Below are 21,001 nucleotides of genomic sequence, written 5' to 3'. Positions count from 1 at the left end.
CTCCGGCTCAACCCCGGAGCACGCTCCGAGGCTCAGTGGGCGAAGTGGCGCGTCCCCGTCAGGTACATCGCCACGCCCGCGGCGGCCGCGGCCTCGACGACCAGGTTGTCGCGCACCGAGCCGCCCGGCTGGACGACCGCCCGTACCCCGGCCTCCAGCAGCACCTCGAGCCCGTCGGGGAACGGGAAGAACGCGTCGGAGGCGGCCACCGAACCGCGAGCCCGGTCGCCGGCCCGCGCCACCGCGAGGCGCGCCGAGTCGACCCGGTTGACCTGCCCCATCCCGATGCCGACGGCCGCCCCGTCCGACGCCAGCAGGATCGCGTTCGACTTCACGGCCCGGCAGGCCCGCCAGGCGAAGGCGAGGTCGGCCAGGACGTCGTCCGGAACGGGATCGCCCGTGGCCAGCGTCCACGAGGCGGGGGAGTCGCCGGGGGCGTCGACCAGGTCGCGCTGCTGCAGGAGCAGGCCACCGGAGATCGGCCGCATCTCGGCCCCGCCCCGCGCTCCCCCGTCGGACAGGCGCAGCAGCCGGACGTTCTTCTTCCTGGTGAGGATCTCCAGCGCCTCAGGCGCGTAGGACGGCGCCAGCACCACCTCGGTGAAGACCTCGGCCACCTGCTCGGCCATCGCCGCGCCGACCTCGCGGTTCGTCGCGATCACGCCGCCGAACGCGCTCACCGGGTCCGTCGCGTGCGCCTTGCGGTGCGCCTCGGCGACGTCCGCGCCGACCGCGATCCCGCACGGGTTGGTGTGCTTGATGACCGCCACGCAGGTGAGGTCGCCGTGGTCGTGCGCCGCCCGCCACGCGGCGTCGGCATCGACGTAGTTGTTGTACGACATCTCCTTGCCGTGCAACTGCTCCGCGCCGGCCAGCCCGCCCCTGCCCGCGGTGTACAGCGCGGCGGCCTGGTGCGGGTTCTCGCCGTAGCGCAGCGTCGAGGCCCGCTCCCACGTGGCGCCGACCCAGGCCGGGAACGGGCCGTCGCCCTCGGGCGCCAGCACGTTGCCCATCCAGGAGGCGACGGCGACGTCGTAGGTGGCGGTGTGCCGGAAGGCCGCCGCGGCGAGCCGGCGGCGGTCGGCGAGGGTGAACCCGCCGGCCTCGACCTGCTCGAGCACCCATCCGTAGCGGGTGGGGTCGACCACCACGGCCGCGCTGTCGTGGTTCTTGGCACTCGCGCGCACCATAGCCGGGCCGCCGATGTCGATCTGCTCGACGCACTCGTCGGGCGCCGCACCGGAGGCCACCGTCTCGGTGAACGGGTAGAGGTTCGCCACGAGCAGCTCGAACGGGGCGACGCCGAGCTCGTCGAGCTGCGCGAGGTGCTCGGGACGGCGGGTGTCGGCGAGCAGCCCGGCGTGGACCTTCGGGTGCAGGGTCTTGACGCGGCCGTCGAGGCACTCGGGGAAGCCCGTCAGCTCCTCGACGGGGGTGACCGGGACGCCGGCGTCCGCGATCCGCTGCGCCGTCGAGCCGGTGGAGACGATCTCCACACCGAGCTTGTGCAGCCCCTCGGCCAGTTCCGTGAGCCCTGCCTTGTCGTAGACGCTCACCAGTGCCCGGCGCACCGGACGCCGCTCGTCAGCTCGCGCCGACGGTTCGCTCGCACGCTCGCTCACGGGATCGTCACCTCTCGTCCGCTCACGCTGGCGCCGTCGCGGGCCAGCGCGGCGACGGTGCCCACGAGCAACCGCCGCTCCTCGATCTTGATGCGTTCGTGCAGCGTGTCCGCCGTGTCGCCGGGGTGCACCTCGACGGCGGCCTGGGCCAGCACCGGACCGGTGTCGACACCGTCGTCGACCAGGTGCACCGTGGCTCCGGTGACCTTCACGCCGTAGGCGAGGGTGTCGGCGACGGGATGGGCGCCGGGGAAGGCGGGCAGCAGCGCCGGATGCGTGTTGACCATCGGGCAGCCGATCTCCTTGAGGAAGTCCGCTCCGAGGATCTTCATGAAGCCGGCACTGACGACGAGGTCGGGCTGATACGCGACGACCGCCTCGGTGACCGCGGCGTTCCATGCCGCCCGGTCGGGGTGCGCTGGGACCGGCTCGACGAAGGTCGGAACCCCGGCGCGTTCGGCGCGGGCCAGGCCCTCGATCCCGGCGCGGTCAGCCCCGACCGCGACGACCTCGGCCGGGTAACCGGGCTCGGCGGCGGCGTCCAGCAGCGCCTGGAGCAGGGTCCCGGAGCCGGACACCAGCACCACGACCCGCGCCGGTACGGGCAGCTGCACCCGATAGGTGCTGCTCGGCTGCGGCACGCGCGGCTCCTCGGTCTGACGGCGACGTGCGGGGACTGCCCACAGCCTAGGTTGAGGGCGGGGTCACCCCGCTCCCGGCCGTCCGCCCTGCCGCATGAGCACCGAGACGCGCAACTCGGCGTACCGGAACGCGCAAGTCGCCGAGGACAGATGCGCAACTCGCCGCCCGGGGTGTCCTACCGCGCGTCGTCCTCGCGGGCCGCGCGCTCTGCCGCGGCCCGCTCCGCGACGAGGTCGGCCACGGTGCGGGGGCGCTTCGGGGCGGGCGGTTCGGCAACCCGGCCGGCCCGGCGGCGGAACACCTTCCGGCGCGGCGGAGCGACGGCCGCAGCGGGCGCTGCGTCGACGTCGACCGCCTCGACGGGCGGGGCGTCGCGTTCCGCGTCGGTGTCGTCGGTGTCGTCGGTGTCGTCGGTGTCGTCGTCTTCGTCGTCGAGGTCGTCCACTGCGGGCGTGTCCACCTCGTCGTCGTCCACCGGCTCGGCGCTCTCGTCGGCCTCCTCCTCGGCCTCGACCTCGTCCTCGACCTCGGCCTCGACCTCGGCCTCGACCTCGTCCTCGGCGTGTTCCGCGGCCGACTCGGCCGACTCCTCCGCGGGCGGTCGGACACCCTCGTCGACCACCTCGGCGTACTCCGGGTTCTCGTCCGGGCGCCGCAGGATCGCGACGACCGCCGCCACGCCCCCGATCCAGAGCAGCGTCGCGGGAGCCACCAGCTCCGGAGGGAAGCGCACCGGGTCGTACGGGCCGGCGGCGAGCCGGCCACCGGCCAGCAGGGCGAGCAGCGTGGCGCCCGACGCCGCGACCAGCCCGGCGACGACCGTCGCGCGGATCCGGTCTGCAGGCACCGGCAGCGCCCGCCGGACCGACAGCCCGACGAGCAGGCCCACGATCACGGGCAGGGCGAGCACCGCGGGCGCCCACACCGGTGGCACGCCCGTCGGCAGGGCCGCCAGCAGCGGGAACGACGACGGCACGCCCGGCCTCGCGTCGAAGGGCGACATGGTCGCCGTCCCCACGGAGAACCCCGCGCCGACTGCCCAGCTGAGCGCCCCGACCGCGGCGTTGGGCAGGTAGGCCAACCCGAGCAGGGTGACGCCGAGGCCGTCGCCGAACGTCGGTGCGAGCGCGCGGTAGGCCGTCACCATCCGGGGCGCAGCGGTGACCAGTCCCACCACCAGCAGCACCGACGCCACGGCGGTGAGACCGGCCAGCGCGAGCGCACCGCCCCGCATCCCGACCCGCAACCACGCCGGACCCGTCCGCCACTCGGGCGGCAGACCGCAGGAGCGCAACATTCCGGTCAGGGCCGCGGAACCCGCGAGCAGGCCGGCGCCGACCATCGCCGCCCACGGCTGCGCGGCCACCTCGGCCGCCCGGGGCAGCAGCGCGCTGCCGAGCACGGCGACCGCGGCGTGTGCGCCCGCGATCCCGACCAGGACCGGCCCGCCGTCGTGCCGGAGCCGGCCGCCGAGGCGCCGCAGCGCCCACCCGGCGCCCAGCGCGACGACGGCGAACAGCACCGCCGTGGGCAGCAACGGCAGCACGCTGAACGGCTGGCCCGACAGCACGAGCGGGATCTGGTGCGCGGCCAGCCAGAGCGGGATGGCCGCCGCGAAGGCTCCATCGAACGACAGTCCGTCGCCCGCGGTCCAGCCCACGGCCGCGGCGGCCGGCACGAGCAGGGTGTAACTCGCCAGCACCGTGCCCGTCGCGGCGGAACAGAGGACCCGCAACCGGACGACGCTGTCGGGCTGTGCGGAGCCGGAATCGGCTGCCGGGAGGTCGGTGGGGGGTGCGAGGGAGCGGCTCACGGCGTCCAGCGTCGCAGCGACGGTCGCCACGGCGTGGCAGGCACGCCGACGGGCCGGGTGTCAGGTCGGCTCGACGCCGACGCAGCGGTCAGCGCTTGTCGTCCGGCACGGCCGGGATGGTCCGGGTGTGCTCGCTGTCCGACTCCGCGCCCGGGTCCGGCACCGCCCGGTGCGCGCCCGTGCCCGACCCCGGGAAGGCGCCGGTACCCGGTTCCACCGCGGACCGGTATCCGGACCCGGGCTCCGCGGTACCGGGAACGGGCTCGGTGACGGGGCGCGTCCCTCGCGGCGGCGAGGCGGCCTCACCGGCGGTCCCGGCGCCGACTGCGACCGTGGGGGCCTCCGAGTGGTGCAGGGCCGGGTCGTAGCCGGCAGAGTCGTATCCGGCAGGGCCGTACGGCGGGGGCGGCGGGTAGCCGGGCACGCCGTAGCGCGCTCCGTACTGGGCGTTCTGCGCGTAGGCGTGCTCGCCCGTCCACTGGTCGCCGGGGTTCGGCGCGGGAGGGGCGGCCCCGGGATAGGTGCCGGGGAACGGCTGGCCCGGATACTGCTGCCCGGGGAACTGCGGGCCGCCCGGGTGACCGGCGAACGGCGTCGCCTCGGCCGCCTTGCGCGCCTTCGGCGGCCGCGACCGCACCACGCCGGCCTGCATCAGGGTGGCGCCGATCGCCGCTGCGGCCTCGAGGAGGGCCAGCACCAGTGCGCCGACGACGAGTGCGCTCCCCCCGTCGCCGACCACCGAGCGCAGCAGGAGCAGCGCACCGGTGGTGGTGACGACGGCGGCGGGTGCGAGCACCCGACCTCCCACCGTCGGCAGCGCGACCGACCCCGCGAGCAGGCCGCCGCCGAGCAGGAGCGGTACGACCGGCGACGACGATCCGCCTCCGACGGTCGCGACGAAGGTGACCAGGTAGATCACGAAGCCGAGACCGGCGGCGACGAGCCCGAGCTCGGCGACCGGACCGGGCTGCCCCTTCCGCGCACTCTCGGTCGGCGACGCGGGCGCATCCGGGTCGGGGGTCTCCGGCGTCTCGGCGTTCCGGGTCATCTCGCTCCCTCCCCGCGGCCTTCGCGGGTTGTTCGTCGCGGTCGTTCCCGACGGGCAACGAGCGACGGGCGGGTGAAGTTTCCCGCCCGTCGCCGCAGCGACCGCTACAGGGACGCCACGATCTCGCGCATCAGTGCCGCGGTCTCACTCGGGGTCTTCCCGACCCGGACCCCGGCGGCTTCGAGTGCGTCCTGTTTGGCCTGGGCGGTGCCCGCCGAGCCGGACACGATCGCCCCGGCATGGCCCATGGTCTTGCCCTCGGGGGCGGTGAACCCGGCCACGTAACCCACCACCGGCTTCGACACGTTGGCCTTGACGAACTCCGCGGCCCGTTCCTCGGCGTCGCCGCCGATCTCCCCGATCATCACGATCGCCGCGGTCTCCGGGTCGGCCTCGAACGCCTCGAGCGCGTCGATGTGGGTGGTGCCGATGATCGGGTCGCCGCCGATGCCGATCGCGGTGGAGAACCCGATCTCGCGCAGCTCGTACATCATCTGGTAGGTCAGGGTGCCCGACTTCGACACCAACCCGATCTTCCCCGGGCCGGCGATGTCGGCCGGGATGATCCCCGCATTCGACTTGCCCGGGGAGATGATGCCCGGGCAGTTCGGCCCGATGATTCGCGTCCGGTTACCCGACGCGACCGCGTGCGCCCAGAACCACGCCGCGTCGTGCACCGGGATCCCCTCGGTGATCACCACCGCCAGGCCGATCGCGGCGTCGATCGCCTCGACCACGGCGGCCTTGGCGAAGGCGGGCGGCACGAAGACGACGCTGACGTCCGCGCCGGTCTCCTTCATCGCCTCCTCCACCGACCCGAACACGCTCAGGTCGCGGCCGCCGATCGAGACGGAGGTGCCGGCCTTGCGGGCGTTCACCCCGCCGACGATGTTCGTCCCCGCCGCCAACATCTTCGTGGCGTGCTTGGTGCCCTCGGCGCCGGTCAGGCCCTGCACGATGACCCGGCTGTGCTCGTTCAAAAAGATCGACATGATCAGGCCCCCGCCCCAGAGATACCCGCGGCTGCGAGCTCAGCAGCCTTGTCGGCCGCGTTGTCCATCGTGTCCACCTGCGTGACCAGCGGGTGGTTCGCCTCGTCCAGAATCCGGCGACCCTCGACCACGTTGTTGCCGTCGAGCCGCACGACCAGCGGCTTGCTCGCCGAATCACCGAGGATCTTCAGCGCCTCGACGATCCCGTTCGCGACCGCGTCGCACGCGGTGATCCCACCGAACACGTTGACGAACACGCTCTTCACGTCCGGATCGCCGAGGATCACATCCAGCCCGTCGGCCATCACCTTCGCCGACGCCCCGCCGCCGATGTCGAGGAAGTTCGCCGGCTTCACCCCGCCGTGGCGCTCCCCGGCGTAGGCGACGACGTCCAGGGTCGACATGACCAGTCCGGCGCCGTTGCCGATGATCCCGACCTGCCCGTCGTCGAGCTTCACATAGTTCAGGTTCTTCGCCTTGGCCTTGGCTTCCAGCGGGTTCTCGGTGCGCTCGTCGACCAGGTCGGCGTGCCCGGGGTGGCGGAAGTCGGCGTTGGCGTCGAGGGTGACCTTCCCGTCCAGCGCGACGACCTTGTCCTGCGGGTCACGGACCAGCGGGTTCACCTCGACCAGCGTGGCGTCCTCCGCCACGAAGGTCTCCCACAGCTTCACGATCACGTCCGCGGCCTGGTCCGCCACGATCTCGGGGATCCGCCCCGCGGCGACGATCTCGGCGGCCTTCGCCCGGTCCACCCCGGCGATCGCGTCGATCGGGATCCGGGCCAGCGCCTCGGGCCGCTCCACGGCGAGCTGCTCGATCTCCATGCCGCCATCGGCCGAGCACATCGCCAGGAAGGTGCGGTTGCTCCGGTCGAGCAGGAACGAGAAGTAGTACTCCTCCGCGATGTCGGACGCCTCGGTGACCAACACCCGGTGGACGGTGTGGCCCTTGATGTCCATCCCCAGGATGGCCGCAGCCTTCTCCTGGGTCTCCTCCGGCGAGGTCGCCAGCTTCACCCCACCGGCCTTACCCCGGCCACCGGTCTTCACCTGGGCCTTCACCACCACCGTGCCGCCCAGCTCACGGGCCGCCGCAGCAGCCTCCTCCGGCGTCTCCACGGTTCGACCCGGCAACACCGGAACTCCGTGTGCGGCGAACAGATCCTTCGCCTGGTACTCGTAGAGGTCCACTGGCTCTCCTGCCCCACTTCGACTGCCCACTCCGGCGTGCGCGCGCGTTGGACCGACCCTAGCGACGCCGATCGCACCCGTTCTGACCTGGTCCGGTGACCGTCGTCACCCGTGAGACGGCCCACGGCGAGGGCCCCTGTCAGCCACCCGAACGGTGCAGCAGGCGACGTGTCGACCCCCCGTTTGCCTGACATTCTCACCGGGCGCTACCGTCGTGTCGTCCGTGTCACGAGCCGTGACGGAGACAACGGTGCCTGCCCCGAACGGCGCCGAGGGTTCCCCGCCCATGTCCCCGTCGCAGCCTTGCCTCGAGAAGGGCAGGTCTTGGCGCGCCACCGCTCTCCGAGCGGCGCCCGACCCGAGCCCGGAGAGCTGCGCCCATCGCAGCCGACCGGCTCGCACCGGTTGCCGCCCCCGCCCAGCGCATCCCTGCGCGGGCGCATCACCCTGGCCGCAGCGGCCGCGGGTGCCGTGGTGGCGGCCGGGCAGACCATGATGACCGCCCTCACCGGTCCGGACGTGGTCCCGGTCGCCGCCCTGCTCCCGGTCGCGGACACGAGCACCGATGCGGGTGGAACGGACGCGCTGGGGACCGACGCCATCGGGGCGGAGCAACTCCCGCAGGGAGCGCTGCGGGTGGGGTCGCTGGACGGGAACTTCGGGCCGACCGGACATCTCGACCCGCGATCCGAGGTCGACGTCCGAAACCTCACGAAGGCCGCCGACATCGGTCAGGAGATCGCGAAGCGCACTGCGGTCCTGCGTTCGGCCCTGTCCGACGGGGCGCCGGAGGCCAAGGTCATCGACGGCGAGGCGTTCGTCCGGCCGGCCGTCGGCCGCCTGACCTCGGTGTTCGGCGCTCGTTGGGGCGTGACCCACTACGGCGTCGACATCGCCAACGCCATCGGAACCCCGATCTACGCACTGACCGACGGCGTCGTGACAGAGTCCGGCCCCGCGTCGGGCTTCGGGATGTGGGTGGTCGTCCGCCACCCCGACGGCGAGCGCACCGTCTACGGGCACGTCAACCGCAGCTACGTGACAGTGGGGCAGCCGGTGCGCGCGGGCGAGCACATCGCGGACATCGGCAACCGCGGCTTCTCCACCGGTCCGCACCTGCACCTCGAGGTGTGGGCGCCGGACGGCACCAAGCTCAACCCGGTCACGTGGCTGGCCCGCCACGGCATCCAGCTCTAGGTCTTCCTCCGCCCCAGGACGACGGGTAGCGCGGCGAGCCGGCTCCCCCCGATGCCGCCGTGGCTCACCTGCCGCAGCGCGGCTCGGGGCACGGCCAGCCGCGCGTACGGGAACTCGGTGCGGACCACCTCGGCCACCGCCCGCAGCTCCAGGGACGCCAGCTGGGCTCCGAGGCAGTAGTGGGGACCCGCCCCGAAGGTCAGATCCGGCCCGGTCTCCCGGTGCGGATCGGTGCCCGTACCGAGGATGTCGACGAGCACGGGCGCGCGCGGGGGCAGACGCACTCCGGCGAGCTCGACCTCCTCGACGGTGAACCGCCAGAGGGTGAGCGGCGCAGGCGGGTGGTGCCGCAGCGTCTCCCGCACGAGGTCGTCGAGATCGGCGTCCGCCCGGCCGTCGTCGAGGACGTCGGCGAGCACGAACCCGAGCGCGGGGTCGGTGGTGATCTGCCCCGGGAAGATCAGCCCGAACAGCAGGTAGTGCAGCTGGTCGCGGGTGATCTCCGCGGGAACCCGGTCGCGCAGCTCCGCCGCGAACCCGCTGCGGCCGTCCGTGAGGCCCGCGGCGGCCAGGTCGGCGAAGGTCGCCATCGCGCGCCCGGGCCCCTCGGGACCGGTGAACATCGCCCGGCACGCGCCCAGCGCGTCGTCGACGCGGTCGGCCGGGATGCCGAGCAGCTCGAGCAGCACGGCAACCGGGTAGCGCGCGGTGAAGTCCGCCGCGAGATCGACCGGATCCTCGCCCGCCACCGCCGACAGCATTCCGATGGCCAGTTCCGTCATGAATCCGTAGTGCGCCCGCAGCCGGCGCGCCGTGAACAACGGCGCATGTGCCTGGCGCAACGCGGCGTGAGCCGGGCCGTCCAGGGTGGTCAGCGACGGCACGGCCGCGGCCGGCGGTTCGAGCCCGGCCACGGGGGGATCCCACGCAGGCGGCGCCCAGGCCGGATCCTTGGTGATGCGGGGGTCGACGAGCGCCGCACGGGCGACGGCCTCGTCGGTGACGATCCACACCGACCCTCCGGCCGGAGCCTCGACCCGGACCACCGGCCCGGCCGCGCGGAGCGGGGCGCGGGCGGGATCGGGCTCGTCGACGCCCCGGTCCACCGGGGCGAACGGAGCGAGAGCGGCAGCCGGGTCCGTCATGCCCCGACCGTATGGCGCATTCCGGCCAGTTCCCGGCCGGAACCGGCCCGGGACCTACAGCTTGGTGAGCGGCACCCCGCCGATCAGCATCAGCCGCACGGTTCCCGCGCTGCCGAAGTCGATCGTCACCGTCGCCCGCGCCCCGACCCCGTCGGACGCCACGACCGTGCCGAGGCCGTACTTGTCGTGGTTCACCCGGTCGCCCACCTCGAGGTGCAGCGACGGCGTCAGCGTCCGCTCGGGCACCTTCCAGCTGCCGCGATCTGGCCCAAGAGATCCGACGCTGCCGGACCGCCGGCCGAACCCGAACCGGCCCACCGGCGCGGCGCGCTCCGGCTCGGACCGCTTCCAGTCGACCAACGTCGCCGGTACCTCGTCGAGGAACCGCGACGCCGGGTTCGCGTTCGGCTGCCCGAAGGACGAGCGCATCAGCGCACGGGACAGGTAGAGCCGCTCACGGGCCCTGGTGATCCCGACGTACGCGAGCCGGCGCTCCTCGGCCAGCTCCGCCGGATCCGACATGGCGCGCAGGTGCGGGAACACCCCGTCCTCCAGGCCCGTCAGGAAGACGACCGGGAACTCCAGGCCCTTGGCCGTGTGCAGGGTCATCAGCGTGACCATGCCCTCGTCGTCGTCCGGGATCGAGTCGGCGTCGGCCACCAGCGCGACCCGCTCGAGGAACGCCGCGAGCGACCCGGGCTCGGGCTCCCCCGTGGCGTCGTCCGCGGGCGCGAGCGCGGCGTTCTCCAGACCAGCGTTCTCCAGCGCCTCGTCGACGGCGAGGTCCGCGACCGCCGCGTCGCCCGCGAACTCGCGGGCGACCGTGACCAGCTCGGCGAGGTTCTCCGCCCGGGAGGCGTCCTGTGGGTCGTCGCTCGCCTCCAGCTCGGCGGTGTAGCCGGTGCGGGCGTAGACCGCCTCGAGCAGCTCGGCCGTCCCCTCCCCCTGGTCGACGAGCTCGCGCAGGCCGTCGAGCAGCCGGACGAAGCCGGCGATGCACCGCTGCGAGCGCGTGGCCAGCGCCCCCATCCGCTCGGGCTGCTCGGCCGCGACCCGCAGCGCGGCGGCGAAGGAGATCCGCTCGCGATCGGCGTACTGCGCGACCAGTTCCTCCGCCCGCTCGCCGATCCCGCGCCGGGGCACATTGAGGATGCGCCGCAGGCTGACGGTGTCGTCCGGGTTCGACAGCACCCGCAGGTAGGCCAGTGCGTCGCGGATCTCCCGGCGCTCGTAGAAGCGGACCCCGCCGACGACCCGGTACGGCAGCCCGACGCGCAGGAACACGTCTTCGAACACCCGCGACTGGGCGTTCGTCCGGTAGAAGATCGCGACGTCGCAGTTACGGATCTCGCTGTTGTCGACCAGCCGGTCGATCTCGCCCGCGACGAACGCGGCCTCGTCGTGCTCGTTGTCCGCGACGTAGCCGATCACCTTCGGCCCGTCGCCCGCGGACGTCCACAGGCGCTTGTCGCGGCGGTCCGTGTTGCGGGCGATGACAGCGTTCGCGGCCGAGAGGATCGTCTGGGTGGAGCGGTAGTTCTGCTCCAGCAGCACGGTGCGCGCGTTCGGGAAGTCGCGCTCGAACTCGGTGATGTTGCGGATGCTCGCGCCGCGGAAGGCGTAGATCGACTGGTCGGCGTCGCCGACCACGCACAGCTCGCCGGGCTCGGCGCCGGCGTACGCGGGCGCGACCAGCTCGCGGACCAGCACGTACTGCGCGTGGTTCGTGTCCTGGTACTCGTCGACGAGCACGTGCCGGAACCGGCGGCGGTAGTACTCCGCGACGGCAGGCAGCCGCTGCAGCAGCGCGACCGTCTCCATGATCAGGTCGTCGAAGTCGAAGGCGTTCGCCGAGCGCAGCCGCGCCTGGTAGAGGCCGTAGACCTCGGCGACCTTCCGCTCGAACTCGTTCGTCGCGCGCTCGACGGCGTCGTCCGGGCCCAGCAGCTCGTTCTTGAGGTTCGAGATCTGCGCGGCCAGCCCGCGTGCGGCGAACTTCTTGGGGTCGAGCTCGAGGTCGCGGGCGACGAGGCCGACAAGCCGGCGGGTGTCGTCGGCGTCGTAGACGGAGAACTGGCTGCGCATGCCGAGGTGCTTGGCCTCGCGGCGCAGGATCCGCACGCACATCGAGTGGAACGTGGACACCCACATCGCCATCGACCGGCGACCCACCAGAGCGTCGACCCGCTCCTTCATCTCGGCCGCGGCCTTATTGGTGAAGGTGATCGACATGATCTCGCCGGGGTGCACGTGCCGCTCGGCGAGGAGCCAGCCGATGCGGTGGGTGAGCACGCGCGTCTTGCCCGACCCCGCCCCCGCGACGATCAGCAGCGGCGAGCCGGCGTGCACGACGGCCTCCACCTGGCGCGGGTTCAGCCCCTCCAGCAGAGCCGCGCCGCGGGCGGTGCGGGGTGTGACGGAGGGCCTGACATCCGACCCGGTGGCGGGGAGTTCGAACAGCGCGCTCATCGAACGGTGACGGTACGCCCGTTCCCCGACAGTCCTTGCGTGTGGCACACTGCCGACGTGCGACACACTCGGCGATTTTTCTACGGGCACCGGACACCGGTTCCCGTCGCCGCCTGAGCACATCAGACCCACGACGCCCCGGAGTCCATCGGACCCCGGGGCGTCGTCGTGTCCGGGCCGGTGAAGCTCCGGACACCAGGAGGAGATCATGAGCGTGACCAGTGACGAGACGGTCGAGGCGGCTCCGGTACGAATCCCGGCCGCCGAGGAGATCGCCGAGCTTCGGGTGGAGATCGACCACCTCGACGCGGAGATCCTCCGGCTGGTGAAACGGCGGAGCGAGGTCTCGCGCCTCATCGGAGCCGCCCGCATGGCGGCCGGCGGGCCGCGGATCGTCTACAACCGGGAGATGGCCGTGCTGGCGCGGTTCCGGGAACTGGGTGCCGAAGGTCGTGAGCTCGGGATGCTCCTGCTGCGGCTGGGCCGTGGGCGCCTGGGAGGACGCTGAAAGCTTTACGCGGTCCCGGTGCCGGCCGTGGCAGTCTGGGAGACATGGGAGCGCTTGTCGGGATCGTCGCAGGGTTGATCGCCCTGCTGGGGCTGCTCGTGGCACTGGGCAACGCCGGGTATCTCGCCATGCTCAGCTCGGCTGCCCGCAAGCGGGGCATCTCCGGGGAGAGCACGGCGGTGTTCGTCAAGGAGCGTCGCGGGACCGCGGTCGGCACCACGGCTGTCGCGGCGATCGGTCTGCTGCTGACGCTCGGCGGCTCGGTGCCCGTCGACCTGCTCGGCGCAATCCTCGCAGCTGGTGGCGGAGTGGCCGCCAAGCGGGCGCTGGACGGCACGCGGAACCGGTTCCGCGGCGAGATCTGATCCGCGCGGAGTGCGCACGTAGGGTGCCTGCGTGTCGACACCTCTGCGGTCGGTCCGCGTCCGGACCGACGTCACCCGCGTGCTCGTGGTCACCGCGCACCCCGACGACGTCGACTTCGGCGCCGCAGGAACGGTCGCGACGTGGACCGCCGACGGCATCGAGGTCGCGTACTGCATCTGCACCTCCGGCGACGCCGGGGGCTTCGACGCGACACCGCGCGACGAGATGGGCCCCTTGCGGGAGGCCGAGCAGCGGGCCGCCGCCAAGGAGGTCGGCGTCTCCGACGTGCGGTTCCTCGGCTACTCCGACGGCCGCCTGACCCCGACCCTTGGGCTGCGCCGCGACATCAGCCGGGAGATCCGCCGCTTCCGTCCTCAGCGGGTCCTGACCCAGTCGCCGGAGATCTGGTGGCGTCGCCTCCCCGCCTCGCACCCGGACCACCGCGCGACCGGTGATGCCGCTATCGCCGCCGTCTACCCCGACGCGCGCAACCCGTTCGCCCATCCGGAGCTGCTCGCCGACGAGGGCCTGGAACCGTGGGCCGTCAGCGAGCTCTGGCTCATGGCTGCGCCCGACGAGCGCATCGACCACGTCGTCGACATCACCGACACCGTTGGGCGCAAAGTCGCGGCACTTCGCGCGCACGCCAGCCAGACCGCCCACCTACCGGACCTCGACCAACGAATCCGCAGCCTGGGCGGTACGTGGGCCCACCGCTTCGGACTGACCGCCGGGCGCTTCGGCGAGGCGTTCCAGATTGTGTCGATCGATTGACGGTCGGTGATCGAAGGTGAACGGCGTCACACTTCCGTAGTGGCCGCGACAAGCGGTCGGCAAGAAGTTTCTCGCTCTCCGTGTCGTGCTGTACACATCCGGTGTTCAGATCGGCGGAACGCGGGAGGGGTCGGCGCAGTGGCAGCCACGAGGGGCGACGGACGGACCGATGAGCCGGTGAGCGTCGCCGAGCTGTGCCGGCGGCTCGGCCCCGTGCCGGCCACGGCGGACAGCATCGCGACCGGAGCGACGCCGTTGCTCATCGGCGACCTGCTGCGGCGGGAGGGTCGCCCGGAGGTCGGGCCGGACCCGTTCGCCCCCGCCCCGGTCGTGGCGGTGCCCGAGGCCCGCAGGGCTCCGTCCCCGAGGCCCGTGCAGGACGACGACCCGGCCGCCGTCCCGGCGCCCCACCGCCGCGGCGAGGCGTGCAAGACGGCCCTGGGCGCCGGTGGCCTCGTCGTCGCCGGGTCCGTTCTCGGCGCGGCGCTGTTGGCTGCCGCGGGGGTCGGCGGCGCCCTCCCCGTCCCGCAGGGCGACGACGGGACCGGACAGTTCCAGGGCCAGGGCACGCTGCGGACCCCGGGCACCGCGTACGGCTCGGTGAACGGGCGCCACGTCGTGTCGGGTGCCGGGCTGGTGCGGGCGGTCAACTACTACCTGCCGTTCACCCGGAGCCCCGCACCCAGGGCCGCCCCGAGGACCGTGGCCGGACCCGCCGTCCTACCGGCCTCGGCCCCGGTCGCACGCGCAGCGGTGCCGGCCCAGGCCTCCGCCCCGGCTTCCGGGAATCCCGTGACCGGGCTCCCTCCGGTGGGCGGGCTGACGCCGCCGGCCGCTCCGGTCACCGAGGCCGTCGCCCCGATCGTCACCGGTGTCGCCGAAACCGTCACGCCGGTCACCGAGGCCCTCGGTCCGGTCGTCGGTGGGGTGACGCAGACCGTCACGCCGATCGTCAATGGCGTCGCCCCGGTCATCGGCGGTGTCACGCAGACCGTCAAGCCGGTGACCCAGGTCCTCGGTCCGGTCGTCACCCCGGTCGCGGCGGCGGTCGCACCCGCCGTGGCCGGGGTGGGGGGCATCGTGGAGCCCGTCGCGGAAACCGCAGCACCGATCGTCAACTCGGTAGCCGCGCCGCTCGTGCGGGCTGCCGCACCGCTCCTCGACCCCGTTCTGCAGGTCGCGACTCCGGTCGTCGACGCCGTGGCGCCGGCGTCTCGGCCGATCCTGGCCGCGGCGGCGCCCGCCACCGGACCGGTACTGGCCGCGGCGCAGCCGGCCGTGGGGCAGGTCCTGGACGCAGCGGGACCCGGTCTCGCCGCCGTGGGTCCGCTCGTGCAGCCCCTGCAGGAGCTCGCCGAACCGGTCGCGACGCAGGTCGGTGCCACCGGGCTGCCGCAGGGCGACGTGTCGACGCTGCCGACGCAGGCGATCCCGATGGTGCAGTCCACGACCGACGGCGCCACCTCCGCGCTGCACGACGCGACCGCTGCCACAGGCTCCGTCGTCGAAGGCGCGACCGGAACCATCGGGGCCGCCACCGACGCCGTGGCACCGTCCGCGCTCCGGGCGACCGACCTCCCCACCATGCGGCTCCCGGTCGCGGGCGAGGCCCGCACGCCGCTCGTGGCGGACGACTCCCCCACGACACCGCTCCGGATCGTCCAGCCGGCGGACGAGCCCGGCCCGTCGGTCGACTCCCCCACGCTCCCGCTGAGGATCGTCCAGCCCGCGCGTCCCGACACCGACGGTGCACAGACGGACGACGTCCGGAGCGACGGCGGCGCGCAGGAGCGCACCGAGGATCAGGACAGCGGTCGCGACTCCTCACGCAGCAACGAGTCCGACGGGTCCGAGCCGTCGAGCACGTCCGGGTCCGACGGTGGCGGCCTCAGCAACGCGGTGTCCTCCGTCATCGGCGGACTGCCGGGCCGCTGAGCCTCACGCGCTCTCAGACGAGCCGGCGGTCCGACGCCCAGCGCGACAGCTCGTACCGGTTCGACAGCTGCGTCTTGCGCAGCACGCTCGAGACGTGCGTCTCCACCGTCTTCACCGAGATGAACAGCTCGCCCGCGATCTCGCGGTAGGAGTAGCCACGGGCGAGCAGCCGCAGGACGTCGCGCTCCCGCCGCGTCAGGAGGTCCAGCTCGGGATCCGTGGGCGGGGCGGCGCCGGGGCGGTCGGAGAACGCGTCGAGCACGAAACCGGCGAGCCGGGGTGAGAACACCGGGTCGCCCGCGCGGACGCGCCGGACCGCGTCGGCGAGTTCCCGGCCCGAGATCGTCTTGGTGACGTACCCCCGGGCCCCCGCGCGGATCACCGCGATCACGTCTTCGGCCGCGTCGGAGACGCTGAGGGCCAGGAACACGACGTCCGGGAGCGCCGGGCGGACCTTGCGCAACACCTCGGCGCCGCCGCCGTCGGGCATGTGGACGTCGAGCAGCACGACGTCCGGGCGCAGGTGCGCGATCCCGGCGACGGCCTCGGCGACCGAGCCGGCCTCGCCGACCACCGTCACGTCGGGGACGCTGCGGTCCAGCTCGGCGCGCACACCCGAGCGGAACAGGGCGTGGTCGTCGACGAGGAACACCCTCACCGGGGCCGGCTCCGTCATGGTGCGTGCTCCTTCTCCTCCACCGCGGCCACCTCGACCGCGGCGTCCTCGACCGGGAGGGTGGCGACCGGCATCCGCAGATGCACCTCGGTGCCGTCGCCCGGCTGCGTGCGCAACCGGACCGTCCCGCCGTGCCGCGTCATCCTGCCGCGTACCGAGTCGGCCAGGCCGTGCCGGTCGTCGGGGACGGCGTCGGGCTCGAACCCGGCACCGCGGTCGCGGACGAAGACGTTCACCTCGTCCGGCTCGACCTCGGCGTACACGCTCACCTCGTCCACCCCGGCGTGCTTGGCCGCGTTCACCATCGCCTCGCGGCTGGCCAGCACGAGCGCGCGCAGGTCGTCGTCCAGCGCCCGGTCCCCGCCGACGACGACGGGGCGCACCGTCAACGCGTACGTGTCCTCGACCTCGGCGGCCGCGGCGGCGAGCGCCTCGGTCAGACCGGCGTCGGCCGGGGTCGACGCCCCCGGGCGCCGGTAGCCGCCGGGCCCGTAGAGCCAGGTCCGCAGCTCGCGCTCCTGCCCGCGGGCCAGCCTCGCCACCTCGCGCGGCGAGTCGGACTGACGCTGGATCAGCGCGAGGGTCTGCAGGACGGAGTCGTGCAGGTGCGCCGCGATCTCCGCACGCTCGGTCTCGCGGATGCGTTCGCGGCGCTCCTCCCCGAGGTCGCGCACCAGCCGCACCCACCACGGCACGGTGATCACCGCGACGCCGACGAGCGTGGCGAGCACCGCGAGCAGCCCGAACTGGACCTGCCCCATGTCGAGGTTGCCCAGCAGGAACACCGCGATCCCGGCGGCCACGAACAGCGCGCCGGCGACCACGCGCAGCAGCGCCGCCCGCCACCCCGTGCGCGCGCCCGCACCGGCCCACCGGCGGCGCTGGGCCTCGTCGGCCTCCCGCCAAACGACGGCGGCACCGGCGATCGCGACGCCCAGCGGCCCGACGACCCAGCCGATCGCCGAGTTGCCCAGTGCGGAGGCGGCGAGGCCGACGCCCAGCCCGAGCGCGGCGAGCCCGAGCGCCTGCTGGCGCTCCCGCCCCGACACCGTGCGCTCGACGGTGGCCGACTCCTGCCGGACGAAGATCCAGAGCAGCCCGTAGGCGAGCACCCCGGCGCCGCTCACGGCCATCAGCGCGACGAACGCCGCGCGCACCCACAGCACCTTCACGCCGAGGTGGTCGGCGACGCCGCCGGCCACGCCCGCCACCAGCCGGCCGGACCGGCGGCGGTGCAGTGCTCCCGCGGGCGGTGGCACCGCCACCCGTGCCGCGGAGGTGGGAACAGGGCTGGTCACGCTCTCATCGTCACACGGACCCGGGGGCCTGCCATCGGGGTCGCCGCGCCGATTTCTCAGGGTGTCCCCTGATGTCGGGGGCGGCGGGCCGGGCCAGCCTGGGAGCCATGAACGGTTCGGACGTGCACAGCACGCTGCGGGAGATGTGGGACACCCGCCCCGCCCGGCCTCGGGAAGGCCGGCAGATCGCCGGCGTCGCCGCGGCCATCGCACGCCGCTACGACATCGATCCCGTGCTCGTCCGGGTGGGCTTCGTCGTCGCGGCTTTCTACGGCATCGGCGCGGCGCTCTACATCGCCGGCTGGGTGCTCCTTCCCGACGAGCCCGGTCCCGCGATCTCGTCGGGCCGCCGCCGACTGAAGCCATGGCTGCTGATCCTGCTCGGTGTCGCGGCAGTGGCCGGCCTCGGTGGGGTGTCGCACTCGCACGGCGGCGTCCTCCTGCCGCTCGCGGCGGTCGCCGCCCTGCTGTTCCTGCTGCACCGCAGCCGCAGCGGCCGGGGAATCGCCGGGCCCGGCAGGCCTGCACCCACACCGGAGGCACCGACCACGCCGACCGCGGCCGACGGGAGCCCGCAGAACGCCGGCGTGACCCCGCCGGCCTGGGACCCGCTCGGCGCCGCCCCCTTCGCCTGGGACCTGCCCGAGCCCGGCCCCGTGCCTGCAGCCGCACCACCGCGCCGCTCGCGGGTGACCCCGGTGACGCTGGCCGTCGCGCTGCTCGCCGGCGGGGTGACCGCACTCGTGCTGCTCGCCGCGGGCGGCCTGACCGACCTGCCCGTGCTGTTCGGAGTGCTGCTCTCGGTGCTCGGCGGCGGCCTCGTCGTGGGGGCGTTCACCCGCTCGGGCCGCGGTCTCATCCCGGTCGCCCTCCTGGTCGGGGCGCTGACCTGGGGCGCGCTCGCCGCGCCGCTGGACCGCATCGCCGCCGGACCGCCGCAGGAACTGCAGCTCGCGCCGACGACTCCGGCCGCGCTCGCGCCGCAGTACCGCAACGACGTCGGCTCGATCGAGCTGGACCTGCGCCAGATGGACCTGACCGTGCCGGCGGGAGCGCCCGTGACACCGGTCGCGACCTCGATCGACGCCGGGTTGGGCTCCGTGGAGATCTGGGTGCCGCGCGACGCGGACGTCCGCTTCACCGGCGAGTCCGGCCTGGGCTCGGTGGAGTTCGACGACCAGGAGAACGACGGCCCCGGCGCCAAGCTCAGCGTGAACGACCTGGGTGCCGACGGCATCGCCTCCGGACGGCCGATCGTGCTCGACGTGCACGCGGGCGTCGGGTCGGTGGAGGTGCACCGTGGCTGAGCCGGTGAGCGGGGCCAGGGATGACGAGGAGATCGGCCGGGAAAGGGGCACGGAGATGGACAGCGCCATCGGCGACGTGATCACGACGGAGGAGCCGGCACGTCCCCGGCGCCGGGGGCCCGACCCGCTCACCCTGATCGTCGGTCTGGCGACCCTGGTCATGGCGGTGTTCGCCTTCGTCGGCGAACTGCCCGACCTCAGCGGGTTCGACCCGCGGTGGCTGCTCGCGGGCGGGGCGGCCGTGGTCGGTCTGGTACTGCTGGTCGGCAACCTGCGCGGCCGTTCGGGGGGACGGCGCGGGGACGGCTGACCGGCTCGCGAGGTCGGTTGGGGAGCCGGCCTCGAGGTGAGCGAACGCGGCGTTGGGTAAGTCTGACTTACCGAACGCCGCGTTCGCTCCGTCATGTCGACGTCGCGCCGCCGGCTACTCCCACTCGATGGTGCCTGGCGGCTTGCTGGTGACGTCCAGCACCACCCGGTTGACCTCCGCCACCTCGTTCGTGATCCGCGTCGAGATCCGCTCCAGCACGTCGTACGGCAGGCGCGTCCAGTCGGCGGTCATCGCGTCCTCGGAGCTGACCGGACGCAGCACGATCGGATGTCCGTAGGTGCGGCCGTCGCCCTGCACACCGACGCTGCGCACGTCGGCCAGCAGCACCACCGGGCACTGCCAGATCTCGCGGTCCAGCCCGGCGTAGGTCAGCTCCTCGCGGGCGATCGCGTCGGCGGCGCGGAGGGTCTCGAGCCGGTCCGCGGTGACCTCGCCGATGATCCGGATCCCGAGGCCCGGGCCGGGGAAGGGCTGGCGGTACACGATCTCGTCGGGCAGGCCCAGCTCGGCGCCGACCTTGCGCACCTCGTCCTTGAACAGCGCGCGCAGCGGCTCGACGAGCGCGAACTCGATGTCGTCGGGCAGCCCGCCGACGTTGTGGTGGCTCTTGATCGTGGCGGTGCCGGATCCCCCGCCGGACTCGACGACGTCCGGGTACAGCGTCCCCTGGACCAGGAAGCCGACGTGCTCGCCCGGCGGAGCCTCGGCGGAGCCGCCATCCGACACAGCGGTGAGGACCTCGGCCGTGGCCGCCTCGAACACTCGGATGAACTCCCGGCCGATCGTCTTGCGCTTGGTCTCGGGGTCGGTCACGCCGGCCAGCGCCTTGAGGAAGCGCTCGCGGGCGTCCGAGGTGTGCAGCTTCGCGCCCGTGGCGGCGACGAAGTCCTTCTCCACCTGCTCGCGCTCACCGGCGCGCAGCAGCCCGTGGTCGACGAACACGCACGTCAGCCGGTTGCCGATCGCCCGTTGGACGAGCGCGGCCGCGACCGCGGAGTCGACGCCCCCGGACAGGCCGCAGATCGCCCGCCCGTCACCGACCTGCTCGCGGATCGCCGCGACCGTCTCCTCGATGATCGAGGAGATCGTCCAGCCCGGGGCGACCCCGGCGACGTCGTGCAGGAAGCGGCGCAGCACCTGCTGGCCGTGCGGGGAGTGCCCGACCTCCGGGTGGTACTGCACGCCCGCGAGCCGCCGCCCACGGTCCTCGAACGCCGCGACGGCCGCCCGCTCCGACGCCGCCGTCACCGTGAAGCCCTCCGGCGCGCGGACGACCGAGTCGCCGTGGCTCATCCACACCGGGTGCCGGGCCGGCAGGCCCTCGTGCAGGGACCCGGCGTCGTCGGCGACGGTCAGCTCGGTGCGGCCGTACTCGCGCGTTCCGTCCGGGACGACCTCGCCACCGAGGGCCTGGGCCATCGCCTGGAAGCCGTAGCAGAGCCCGAGCACCGGCACGCCCGAGGTGAAGAGCCGGGGGTCGACGGACGGTGCTCCCGGCTCGTAGACGCTCGACGGCCCGCCGGAAAGGATCAGCGCCGCAGGCTCACGGGCGAGGATCTCGTCGACGGGGGTGTCGCCGGGCACGATCTCGGAGTAGACCTGCGCCTCCCGCACCCGGCGGGCGATCAGCTGGGCGTACTGCGCCCCGTAGTCGACGACGAGGACGGTGGGCGGTTGCACCCCGCCCA

Annotated in this window: 18 protein-coding genes; 7 read left to right on the top strand and 11 right to left on the bottom strand. The window is 73.7% G+C overall.

Annotated elements, in window-relative coordinates:
• Nucleotides 1-32: 32 nt before the first annotated feature.
• From purH to sucC, 6 genes are all read right to left on the bottom strand, one after another.
• Nucleotides 33-1,622, bottom strand: a complete 1,590-nt coding sequence (gene purH / locus RM445_RS04205; protein ID WP_311554656.1) for a bifunctional phosphoribosylaminoimidazolecarboxamide formyltransferase/IMP cyclohydrolase — start codon at nt 1,620-1,622, stop codon at nt 33-35.
• Entirely contained in the window at nt 1,619-2,236 is a 618-nt protein-coding gene (gene purN, locus RM445_RS04200; protein ID WP_311554912.1) for a phosphoribosylglycinamide formyltransferase, read from the bottom strand. The genes purH and purN overlap by 4 nt, the downstream gene beginning before the upstream one ends.
• A gap of 203 nt (nt 2,237-2,439) precedes the next feature.
• Nucleotides 2,440-4,077, bottom strand: coding sequence for a cell division protein PerM (locus RM445_RS04195; protein WP_311554655.1), 1,638 nt, complete (start codon nt 4,075-4,077; stop codon nt 2,440-2,442).
• 88 nt (nt 4,078-4,165) lie between these two features.
• Nucleotides 4,166-5,125, bottom strand: coding sequence for a DUF5336 domain-containing protein (locus tag RM445_RS04190; protein ID WP_311554654.1), 960 nt, complete (start codon nt 5,123-5,125; stop codon nt 4,166-4,168).
• Between the two features lie 104 nt (nt 5,126-5,229).
• The gene (gene sucD, locus RM445_RS04185) at nt 5,230-6,117 is read right to left on the bottom strand and encodes a succinate--CoA ligase subunit alpha (RefSeq protein ID WP_311554653.1); all 888 of its coding nucleotides are present in this window, start codon (nt 6,115-6,117) and stop codon (nt 5,230-5,232) included.
• A gap of 2 nt (nt 6,118-6,119) precedes the next feature.
• Complete coding sequence (gene sucC, locus RM445_RS04180; RefSeq protein ID WP_311554652.1) at nt 6,120-7,307, bottom strand: ADP-forming succinate--CoA ligase subunit beta; 1,188 nt, start codon at nt 7,305-7,307, stop codon at nt 6,120-6,122.
• A gap of 405 nt (nt 7,308-7,712) precedes the next feature.
• On the opposite strand from sucC, the gene RM445_RS04175 reads away from it, so the two are divergent.
• Nucleotides 7,713-8,504 carry a M23 family metallopeptidase gene (locus tag RM445_RS04175; protein ID WP_311554651.1) on the top strand — a complete coding sequence of 264 codons (792 nt, stop codon included), beginning with the start codon at nt 7,713-7,715 and terminating at the stop codon, nt 8,502-8,504.
• Here the strand turns inward: RM445_RS04175 and RM445_RS04170 are convergent.
• Both RM445_RS04170 and pcrA read right to left on the bottom strand, forming a co-directional pair.
• Nucleotides 8,501-9,649: a cytochrome P450 family protein gene (locus RM445_RS04170; protein WP_311554648.1), complete on the bottom strand. Its 1,149-nt coding sequence runs from the start codon at nt 9,647-9,649 to the stop codon at nt 8,501-8,503. The two genes, RM445_RS04175 and RM445_RS04170, sit on opposite strands and share 4 nt — an antisense overlap.
• Nucleotides 9,650-9,703: 54 nt before the next feature.
• Nucleotides 9,704-12,118: a DNA helicase PcrA gene (pcrA, locus tag RM445_RS04165; protein WP_311554646.1), complete on the bottom strand. Its 2,415-nt coding sequence runs from the start codon at nt 12,116-12,118 to the stop codon at nt 9,704-9,706.
• A gap of 208 nt (nt 12,119-12,326) precedes the next feature.
• Here pcrA and RM445_RS04160 point away from each other — a divergent pair, with 208 nt between their 5' ends.
• The 4 genes from RM445_RS04160 (at nt 12,327) to RM445_RS04145 (ending at nt 15,701) form a co-directional block, all read left to right on the top strand.
• Complete coding sequence (locus tag RM445_RS04160; protein ID WP_311554645.1) at nt 12,327-12,626, top strand: chorismate mutase; 300 nt, start codon at nt 12,327-12,329, stop codon at nt 12,624-12,626.
• Between the two features lie 44 nt (nt 12,627-12,670).
• A complete protein-coding gene (locus tag RM445_RS04155; RefSeq protein WP_311554643.1) occupies nt 12,671-12,991 on the top strand; it encodes a hypothetical protein in 321 nt (106 codons plus the stop codon).
• A gap of 31 nt (nt 12,992-13,022) precedes the next feature.
• A complete protein-coding gene (locus RM445_RS04150) occupies nt 13,023-13,766 on the top strand; it encodes a PIG-L deacetylase family protein (RefSeq protein ID WP_311554642.1) in 744 nt (247 codons plus the stop codon).
• 138 nt (nt 13,767-13,904) lie between these two features.
• Nucleotides 13,905-15,701: a hypothetical protein gene (locus tag RM445_RS04145; protein ID WP_311554640.1), complete on the top strand. Its 1,797-nt coding sequence runs from the start codon at nt 13,905-13,907 to the stop codon at nt 15,699-15,701.
• A gap of 13 nt (nt 15,702-15,714) precedes the next feature.
• Here the strand turns inward: RM445_RS04145 and RM445_RS04140 are convergent, their stop codons facing one another.
• Together RM445_RS04140 and RM445_RS04135 are read right to left on the bottom strand one after the other, a co-directional pair.
• Nucleotides 15,715-16,377 (bottom strand): response regulator transcription factor, encoded by a 663-nt coding sequence (locus RM445_RS04140; RefSeq protein ID WP_311554639.1) that lies wholly within the window; start codon nt 16,375-16,377, stop codon nt 15,715-15,717.
• Nucleotides 16,374-17,675, bottom strand: coding sequence for an ATP-binding protein (locus RM445_RS04135; protein ID WP_311554638.1), 1,302 nt, complete (start codon nt 17,673-17,675; stop codon nt 16,374-16,376). Before RM445_RS04135 ends, RM445_RS04140 begins: the two co-directional genes overlap by 4 nt.
• A 107-nt stretch (nt 17,676-17,782) precedes the next feature.
• On the opposite strand from RM445_RS04135, the gene RM445_RS04130 reads away from it, so the two are divergent.
• Nucleotides 17,783-18,982, top strand: coding sequence for a PspC domain-containing protein (locus tag RM445_RS04130; RefSeq protein WP_311554637.1), 1,200 nt, complete (start codon nt 17,783-17,785; stop codon nt 18,980-18,982).
• Nucleotides 18,975-19,292 carry a hypothetical protein gene (locus tag RM445_RS04125; RefSeq protein WP_311554636.1) on the top strand — a complete coding sequence of 106 codons (318 nt, stop codon included), beginning with the start codon at nt 18,975-18,977 and terminating at the stop codon, nt 19,290-19,292. Before RM445_RS04130 ends, RM445_RS04125 begins: the two co-directional genes overlap by 8 nt.
• A gap of 114 nt (nt 19,293-19,406) precedes the next feature.
• Here the strand turns inward: RM445_RS04125 and guaA are convergent, their stop codons facing one another.
• Nucleotides 19,407-20,993: a glutamine-hydrolyzing GMP synthase gene (gene guaA, locus RM445_RS04120; RefSeq protein ID WP_311554635.1), complete on the bottom strand. Its 1,587-nt coding sequence runs from the start codon at nt 20,991-20,993 to the stop codon at nt 19,407-19,409.
• Between the last annotated feature and the right edge of the window lie 8 nt (nt 20,994-21,001).

This window comes from Pseudonocardia charpentierae (assembly GCF_031845345.1).
Classification (GTDB): Bacteria; Actinomycetota; Actinomycetes; order Mycobacteriales; family Pseudonocardiaceae; genus Pseudonocardia; species Pseudonocardia charpentierae.
This window is presented reverse-complemented; position numbering and strand designations above follow the sequence as displayed.

Excerpts from the sequence above, each read along its gene's own strand:
- RM445_RS04190 (WP_311554654.1), bottom strand. The coding sequence starts at position 5,125 with ATGACCCGGAACGCCGAGACGCCGGAGACCCCCGACCCGGATGCGCCC.
- sucD (WP_311554653.1), bottom strand. The coding sequence starts at position 6,117 with ATGTCGATCTTTTTGAACGAGCACAGCCGGGTCATCGTGCAGGGCCTG.
- RM445_RS04170 (WP_311554648.1), bottom strand. The coding sequence starts at position 9,649 with ATGACGGACCCGGCTGCCGCTCTCGCTCCGTTCGCCCCGGTGGACCGG.
- pcrA (WP_311554646.1), bottom strand. The coding sequence starts at position 12,118 with ATGAGCGCGCTGTTCGAACTCCCCGCCACCGGGTCGGATGTCAGGCCC.
- RM445_RS04160 (WP_311554645.1), top strand. The coding sequence starts at position 12,327 with ATGAGCGTGACCAGTGACGAGACGGTCGAGGCGGCTCCGGTACGAATC.
- RM445_RS04155 (WP_311554643.1), top strand. The coding sequence starts at position 12,671 with ATGGGAGCGCTTGTCGGGATCGTCGCAGGGTTGATCGCCCTGCTGGGG.
- RM445_RS04140 (WP_311554639.1), bottom strand. The coding sequence starts at position 16,377 with ATGACGGAGCCGGCCCCGGTGAGGGTGTTCCTCGTCGACGACCACGCC.
- RM445_RS04130 (WP_311554637.1), top strand. The coding sequence starts at position 17,783 with ATGAACGGTTCGGACGTGCACAGCACGCTGCGGGAGATGTGGGACACC.